This is a genomic window from Segatella copri, assembly GCF_009494835.1.
GTDB classification, from domain to species: Bacteria; Bacteroidota; Bacteroidia; order Bacteroidales; family Bacteroidaceae; genus Prevotella; species Prevotella copri_F.
On sequence record NZ_VZBE01000008.1, the window covers coordinates 69,827 to 78,399 of the forward strand.

Consider the following 8,573-nt stretch of genomic DNA (forward strand, 5'->3'; position numbering starts at 1 on the left):
GTTCTCTTTATTTTAAATGTTAATATTATCTGTTAATTGGCCACTTGTCGTTTTGGGTCACATTGTTGTTATATTTATATTCCGAAGCAGGGATAGGGAAGTTCCAGCGGTAATCGTCCTTGCTGATTTTTGCTGTGGCTGCTCCGCCCCATGCCGACAGACGGTTCAAGTCTGCGTGGGTTCGCTTCAGGTCGAAGTAATTGCTGCCTTCGCCAACGAATTCCTTGTACTTCTCTGCCAGGATAGCCTGAACCAGCGCGTCGCCCGTTGTGTTATCTGCGATAGGATCGGCTGAAACCAGCTGCAGGTAATGGTTGATGCGCTCGCGTGCCATCTGTTCGTTGTTATCGCGTGCATAGGCTTCGGCAGCGATGAAGTAGGCACCGGCGTAACGCATGCGGTTGATGTAGTTAGGCTGGGTGCCCTGCTTGTTCATCATGTTGTACTTGCCCATCAGGTTGCGGGTCTTACCGTTCTGGTCTTTCGGATAGAGCGTATATTTCGCGCGTACGTCATCTCCGGCGTAGGTGAATGCCGGATTGACGGCGTAATAGTCGCCTTCAGAATTGTCGTATTCGATGGCGACATAATAGCTGCTCTGGGTATTGAAGGCAAAGATTCTGCCGCCATAGCTCTCGGTACGCCAGAGTCGGGAGTAGCTTTCGCCGCCTATCTTGCTGTCGTCGCCCTGTTCTATCACATCGTCGGCATATTCGACTGCTTTCTTGTAATCGCCCATATAGAGTGCGGTTTCGGCAAGCAGATAATCGGCTGCGGTCTGCGATAACCATCCGTTCTTTGAGGGCTGGTTTCTCACTTCTGATGCCTCTGTTATCAGACTGTTTATCATGCCGATGCAGACTTTCTTGCTACTGCGGCCATTGGTTTCGAATCCGAACATATTCTTGATGATGATGCCGTCGGCATCCGGATTCTCATCATATGGAGTGGCATAGATGCGCAGCAGGTCGAAATAGCACATTGCCTTCAGCAGCTGCGCCTCTGCCTTGATAGCCTGCTTCTCCTGCAAATCGGCTGCGGTCTCGGTCGTAATCTTGTCGATACGCTCCAGGAGTACATCGCAGTTGGAGATACAGGTGTAATACGCCGGCCATACGGTTGACGAGAGGTTGCTGATGTTCTTGTCCTGCCAGTTGTAGAGGTTCTGGGTTTCGACATCCTTTCCCGAGAGGTTGGTAGGGCAGAAGTCGTTGCCCAGGAGCGAAAACTCATACTCCTGATGCGGATAGCTCAGATAGCAGGAGGTGAGCAGAGAGCGCCCCGTGTTGACATCGGTGATGGCATCGGGGTCTGAAAACTGGTCTGGTGGTGGCACATTGAGCGAGCAGGCTGCCAGAAGCAGGGTGCTGCCCGTGAAGAGTAGTGCCTTCTTGATGATATTCTTGATATTCTTCATCTTTTCTGTCTCCTAGAATGTAAGATTCAAATTGAATGTATAAATTGGCTGTGTGGTGCCGGCAAGGGTTCCGCTTTCCGGGTCGCTCTCTTTATACGAGGTCCACGTAAAGAGGTTGGATGCCTGGAAACCTACGGTGGCATACTGCATGAATGGCAGTATCTTGTGTAGGGTAGCGGCTGGCAGACGGTAGCGCATGCTCACCATAGAGAGGCGCAGGTAGTCGCTCTTGCCCACGGTGCGTGAGTTTGGATAGAGTGCTATGTTGTCTTCTGCGGTGGATGAGGTGTAGAACGGTGTCCAGTAGGTCTTGTTCTCATCGCCTTGCTTGAACCACATCTTATCGGTCTGTCCGGCTACGGCATTCTTGTTCACATTGTCCTTGTCTCTCACATACGAGTAGTTGAAACGCTGGATTCCGCCATGAACGTAGTAGAAGTCCATATCGAAGTCGAACGACTTGTATGAGAAACTCAGGTTGAAGGTACCTGAATAAGGTGGTGTGAGATGGCCTAATGCCACTACATCGTCCTTGGTAAGTGCCTCGGTAGCCTGTTTCTCTGTGCCGTCTGGCAGCAGGAATACCGGATAACCGGTGAGCGGATTGATGCCCAGCGACGTAGGTCCGTAGAGCATATCGTATGATTTGCCTACCTCATAGTCTGGAACCAGTGCATCTTCGGTGGTGTAAATCTTGTCGGCATAATACAGGTCGAGCACCTTGTTGTCGTTGTAAGCAAGGTTGGCTCCGATGCTGAGTCGGCAATCGTAGGTATCGATGATCTTGGCACTCAGTCCCAGCTCTATACCTCTGTTCTCCAGCACACCGATGTTGCGCTTCAGGGTAGAATAGCCTACAGATGTAGGGATTGGCACATCGAGCAAAGCCTGTTCGGTACGGCGGTTGTAATAGTTTACATCCAGCGTAATGCGGTTGAAAAGGTCCATGCTCATACCCAGGTCTACCGACTTGTTCTGCTCTGGTTTCAGGTCCTTATTATATAAGGAGATAAGTTCCAGTACGCGCTGGTCTTCGTAGGTGTTGGTGGAGTAGGAGAAGGTTCCTGTTGTGGTAGAAGCCGAAACTCCGTTCAGATTGGCTGTGATACCATACGAGCCCTTGAAGTTGAGGCGTGAAATCACCTTGTTGTCCTTCAGGAAGGCATAGTTGGATGGTGTCCATCCCAGACCTACCGCCCATGCCTTGTTCCATCGCTTGTCTGACGGCAGTACCGAAGAGGCATCTGCCTTGTAGGTAGCATAGAGGTCGTAGGTGCTCAGCAGACTGTAGCCCAGTACGCCACCGATACCCAGCTGGCGGTTCTTGTCTCTAGGAGCGCTCATCTTCACTCGGCGTGAGCCGGTGAGCGACTGGTTGATGGCTGCTGCCGAGTTCAGGGTTCCTACACCATAACCGGTAGTGCTGAGATTATCGATGTTGGTATCATAATAGTCCATGTTGGCACTGAAGGTGAGGTCGTGAATCTCATTGAACGTACGGGTATAGGTAGCACGCACGTTGGCAGAGATATTGGTGGTGGTATTCTTGGATTTCGAATAGATACCGCGTGCCACTTCTGGCACACCGCTATGGGTCTCAGAGTAGGCTGTAGAAGGTGTAAACTGGTGTGACTCATCCAGTACGAAGTCGATACCGGCTACAGCTGCAACATCCAGTCCTGGAAGCAGGTTCAGGGTGATGTTACCGTTCACGCCAAACTCCTTGTCGGTAGATTCGGCGCTGTACTGGTTCATCAGGTCCTTATAGGTCTGTCCCGGATACGACCAGAGTTTGCCTGTCTTCTGCTCGTATGGGTTCAGTTCGTAAATCAGCGAAGAAGGGTCGCTTGAGGTTCCGTTAGGCGTATTGGTCTTCGAATAAGAGCCCGTAACGCCCAGCATGGCATAACCAATCTTTCCCAGTTTCTGGTCCACATTCAGGCGGATGCCCATGCGCTGCTTGTCATTTCCCTCGATACGGCCGCCCTGATAGGAATAGTTGGCTGAGAGAAAATAGGTGGTTCGCTCATTGCCGCCTCGCAGACTCAGGTTATGGCGCTGGTAGAAGCTGTTGCGCAGAAGTTCGTTGAACCAGTCGGTGTTGATATTTCTCAGGGAATCGAGCTTGTTCTGGCCATCGGCAATCATGCTTGCCAGATTCGGATTGTTGGCAAAGTACTTGCGGTAGTAATCCTCGCTGTATCTGTAGCCCGGAGTCTCTACGTTACCGATGAGTCTCTCCAGTTCCAGCTTCTCGGCAGAGCTCATCATCTTGAGGCCTCTTCGGCCTCGTGTGGTGACACCCATATTGGTGCTGTAGTTGATGAGTGGAGCACCCGAATGCCCTCGCTGTGATGTGATTTCTATCACACCGTTAGCCGCCTTCACACCGTACAGTGCACAGGCTGTAGCATCCTTGAGCACCTTCATGCCCTTGATGTCAGATGGGTTCAGGTTATAGAATGTCTCAGCAGAGATAATCTGACCATCCATCACATACAGCGGCTCGTTGGTTGCATTGCCCTGTCGGAGCGAAGAGTTTCCGCGCAGACGGATCTTCGGAGCAGAACCCAAATCGCCCGTATTGGTAACGACAAGGCCCGGCACGGCACCCTGCAGTGCCAGTGCCATGTCAATCATCGGCTTAGCTTCTACGCGCTTCATATCCACATTCTCTACCACACCCGATTTGGCACGCAGGTCGATAGCGTTGATGTTGCTGCGCGCCACTACCACCACCTCGCCAACCGAGGTAGCAGAAGGTTCAAGCATCGGACTGATAGCCGACTGACCTTTATAAACAACTCGTTTGGTTTTAAAGCCGAGCATCGAAAATTTTACGTTAGCACCTCGCTTGATAGGCTGGCTGAAGGAATAACGGCCTTCATCATCCGTAACGGTTACGATTTGTGTTCCCTCCACTTTTACGGTAACTCCCGGCAGCGGATTCTTATCTTGGTCGTAAACGTATCCTATCAAGCTTTCGTTTTGTGGTAAGATAACCTCTCGTGCTATCTTAGGGTTGTTCACAGCAGCCATGAGATTAGCCGACACCGAGCATAAAGCAAGGGCAGCCAATCCGACAGTAACGCTATGATTTACTTTTCTCGTCATAAGAAAATTCTCTCTCTGTCTTTCCATGAAACTCAATTTAGTAATAATGCGGAATGTTTCTTTCTGCGGCAAAGATACAATATTTTTTTAAAATTAAACATTTTTTTTTGTACCTTTTTGTCGAAAATAGTGTAAAATACCTAGTTCTTAGTAGAAAGGTGTAGTATTTTAGAGTTTCTATCTTTCTATATGTGTCTGTTTTGTGATTTTTTGCCGTCAGATTGCCTGTTTTTACCGTTAAGTAAGATTTTGGGATGATGTTTTAAAAAATGTTTAGTTATTATGGCTGTAGTAAAATAAATATTTGATTGATAATCAATGAGTTAATCCACCTTGCTACCGCGTTTTGCGGTTTTATCTCTATTAAAGGTAAAAAAGAAAAAGGGTAAAAAAAGCCCCCGATGCGTGATGCACCGGGGGCTATTTTTCAAGACTTGAGGGGACCAGCGATGGAATCGCTGGGGACGGGGGCGCGAAGGGGTTAAGGCTTTTTTTACCTTTCTACTTTTTTACCTTTTTACTTTTAAAGGCTACAGCTGGTAACTCCGAGCGTAGTAGCGATGGCTGTGAGGAAGGAGATTGCAATCTGCAAAATCGTTTTCCAGGTATTTACTTTCATATTTTTAAATGTTAAATGTTAAATGTTAAATGTTAACTTGGTTGGGCTCGCTTTGTCGAGTGCAGCCTTTCTTCGAACGACGATGCAAAGATACGCCAATTCCCCGATACCACCAAATTTCAGCGTGTGATAAGGCGCGATTTTCAGCACGCTTTCAATCTGAAACCAGTTAAACAATCTAACTCGCTCTAAAAAGGACTTCTATTGAATATCAAGAAGTTGCAAATTTACCTATTGAATATAGGTAACGATATGGAAAAGAGCCACGGTGAAAATCATGGAAATTAGAACTTTTTACGTTAATATTCATACTTGACATACAAATTCCGAGATGATATTTGTATAATAATTTATAAAATATAGTGTACGGGCATGGCTTTATGAGATAAAAGCCTTACCTTTGCAGTCGGAAATATTTGCAATGATTCCGACCAAAAGTAAAGATAGAAAGCTATGCAAGAAGCTGTAGTAAATAAGATTAAGAGCAAAATAGCACATTGTAAGTTCGGGGAGGTGTTCTTCGTGTCATCCTTTCCTCAGTATGATGTGGAATACGTCACCAAGCTACTGGCGATATTCGAGAAGGAAGGGATTATCTCCCGAATATCAAAAGGTGTGTATGTCAAGGCACGCAAGACTCGCTTTGGCATACTGTATCCTTCTGCCTCTGAATTAGCAGCGGAAATTGCCAAGAGAGACAAGGCGGTGATTATTCCTACTGGAGAGACAGCAGCCAACCTGTTGGGCTTCTCTACGCAAGTGCCTATGACAACGAGTTTCCTCACGACAGGCTCCAGCAGAAAACTCTCCATGGGAAAACGCATGGTCATATTGAAGCATGGCGCTCCGAGAAATTTTGCTTTCAAGGGTATCTTAATGCGTGATCTTGTGCAGGCACTTCGCAGTATTGGCGAAAACAACATAACAGCTGAGGATGAGAAGCAAATATCTAAACTGTTGGCAGAAAATCCTGAAACGGAGACAATAGATCACGACCTACTGTTAGCTCCTGTATGGATGAGAAATATTATCAGACGAAACATAAAAGACAAGGCATTATGAGCAAATGGATAGATTTTACGATAGATGAACGTAAGGCGATGATACAGGCTGTCAGCGAGGAAAAGCAGATAGACGAGGCATCTGCCGAAAAAGACTGGTGGGTAACGGCTGTGCTCTATGCCATATTCCATACCAGTATTGGCGAGTATCTCTTATTCAAAGGTGGTACAAGTCTTAGCAAGGGATGGAATATAATCAATCGTTTTAGTGAGGACATTGACCTTGCACTTTCAAGAGACTTCTTCTTGAATGTCAAGAACCTTGCCTGTGCTAACTGTACTTCGAATACACAAATCCACCATTTGCGAGAAAAGGCACAGGACTATATTCTTGGCGACTTCAAGTCTGAGTTGAATGAGAAGTTAAAAAGAATGGGACTTCCCGTAACGGTTATTGGCGACAATGACGTATTGGATGAGAATGGAGAGCCACTCAAAGTGCCTCACGACAAAGACCCATCTGTGATTTTCGTCAAATATCCTTCGCTCTACCAAAGCAATGCTGCATACGCCACCCCAACGGTAAAAATTGAGATTAGTGTCTTGTCTATGGCAGAGCCTTTTGAAATGAGACGCATATCGTCATTGGTAGAACAAGCATTTGATGGCGAGGATGTGGACTCTGATTTAGTCCAAACCATCCGCACGGTTACGCCTGCACGTACTTTCCTCGAAAAGGCATTTCTTCTCTGCGAGGAATATCAGAAAGACGAGCCACGAACTCTTAGGATGACACGTCATTTCTACGATTTGGAAAAGCTGATGCAAACTCCATACGCAGAAATGGCTTTTAACGATGTGGCATTATACGAGGACATTGTCAACCACAGACGCAAATTCTATCATGTAGGGTATGTGGATTATGACAAAGAATTGCCACAAAACATCCAGATTGTTCCAAGCGACGCATTATTGTCAAATTATGAGGCAGACTACAATGAGATGAGAGGCAGTTTTATCTATGGCGATTCCTTGGACTTTCCTGCCCTCATGAAAAGAATGGCGGAACTTCAAGAACGTTTCCGCAAGATTTCAATATTACTTTAATTTTTGACGGAGTCCATTCAGAAAAAAGACCTCCATATGGAGGCTTTGTACCTTTTTGTATAGGTTTATATTCTGTTAATTTTGATAGACAAGTGACAAACTCTATCTAAAATGGGTGTATTATTTAAACTGTGTCAAGGTTTGTTCTTCACTTTCTGTCTTCTTTCCTGCTAGGGCGCCCTAGCAGGAAGGAAGTTTTCGGTTGCTTTAGAGCTTTATGTTAAAAAAACTAAGTCATAGTTTTGCGCCCCACAACTCATACTTTTTCATAGGTGGAAACTACAAGTTTTTTATAAGTGATTGAGAATGAGATAAGTTTTTATCTCATAAAAAGAAGAGGTTACGAATTAGAAATAAACAGAATGTAGCATCCTGCTGTGATTTACATAACCATCCAAAGAACTCTTTCGGTTGCAAAGGTACGATATTTAATCGGGGATAAAGAATGTTTTAAGATTTTTTATCCTCGATTTTTTGCTTGGGTAAATCTGTTTTTATTAAACCTTATTCTTCTCTATTCTTTGCTATTTCCATTTCAATCCATTCAAACATATGTGGTAAGGGTTCCTGTTTTGAATGGTCTATTTCGTTTGCATATTCTCATTCTTTCGTGTGTTTTGTATAAAAGTCAGCCGTCGTCGCAGAAAGACAGTCATCGTACCTCAGACTAACTTCCTCCGACTATGGCACGGCAAGAAAAATCCTTGGCGGTATGCCTTGAAATACTTCAAGACTATACTGCCAAGGACTTTTCTTTGTTTGCCGTGCTGACAACGGCTGACTTTTATAGCCACAACTCGCAGTTCCATTTTTATCGCACAATCCAAACGACATGAAACAGTGGCACGCCACCCTTTCATGTCTCAGTAGTACGGCATGAGGAAAAGTGCTTCTTTTTGTCGGTTGCAGGCTAACCGATCAAAAGAAACACCATTCCTTGATTTGCCGTACCATTTTGTTTGCATACTCCACCGCAAGAAAGAAGTCATTGATGTAAACCTCAACGACCACTTTCATGCTTGGCTGCACAGCCTTGGAGAAAACCCGATGCAAGAAGCATGGACAAGCCATACTCTTCTTTCATCGGAATTTCTCTGAAGGCTGTGCCATTCTTGTATGCGATTTCCATTTTCCTAAAAACATTTGCACGACAGTAATTGTATCCATTTCTCAGAAATGAGTATGCGATAATCGTGCAGTCCAAAAACTTCCGTGAAGTTTCTATTTTCATTTGCCGCTCTGATTTTCTTTCCTCCACATGGTCTTTCCTTTTGGCATCAACCGTTATCGTGCAGGTGCAAAGGTATGGCAGCTC

The 8,573-nt window shown here is 45.8% G+C and carries 6 protein-coding genes; 2 read left to right on the top strand and 4 right to left on the bottom strand.

The window, feature by feature from the left end:
* Positions 1–25: 25 nt before the first annotated feature.
* The 3 genes from F7D47_RS01615 to F7D47_RS01625 all read right to left on the bottom strand — a co-directional run bounded on the left by F7D47_RS01615 (position 26) and on the right by F7D47_RS01625 (position 5,150).
* Positions 26–1,417: a RagB/SusD family nutrient uptake outer membrane protein gene (locus tag F7D47_RS01615; protein WP_153085404.1), complete on the bottom strand. Its 1,392-nt coding sequence runs from the start codon at positions 1,415–1,417 to the stop codon at positions 26–28.
* A gap of 12 nt (positions 1,418–1,429) precedes the next feature.
* On the bottom strand, positions 1,430–4,456 hold the full coding sequence (locus F7D47_RS01620; protein WP_153085440.1) for a SusC/RagA family TonB-linked outer membrane protein: 3,027 nt from the start codon (positions 4,454–4,456) through the stop codon (positions 1,430–1,432).
* 598 nt (positions 4,457–5,054) lie between these two features.
* A complete protein-coding gene (locus F7D47_RS01625; RefSeq protein WP_153083472.1) occupies positions 5,055–5,150 on the bottom strand; it encodes a smalltalk protein in 96 nt (31 codons plus the stop codon).
* Positions 5,151–5,603: 453 nt separating this feature from the next.
* Between F7D47_RS01625 and F7D47_RS01630 the strand changes: the two genes are divergently transcribed.
* Positions 5,604–6,212, top strand: coding sequence for a DUF6088 family protein (locus F7D47_RS01630; protein WP_117695780.1), 609 nt, complete (start codon positions 5,604–5,606; stop codon positions 6,210–6,212).
* Entirely contained in the window at positions 6,209–7,258 is a 1,050-nt protein-coding gene (locus F7D47_RS01635; protein ID WP_119230300.1) for a nucleotidyl transferase AbiEii/AbiGii toxin family protein, read from the top strand. Before F7D47_RS01630 ends, F7D47_RS01635 begins: the two co-directional genes overlap by 4 nt.
* A 1,000-nt stretch (positions 7,259–8,258) precedes the next feature.
* Here the strand turns inward: F7D47_RS01635 and F7D47_RS14860 are convergent.
* The coding region (locus F7D47_RS14860; protein WP_228118665.1) for a hypothetical protein at positions 8,259–8,573 on the bottom strand (315 nt) is incomplete at its 5' end.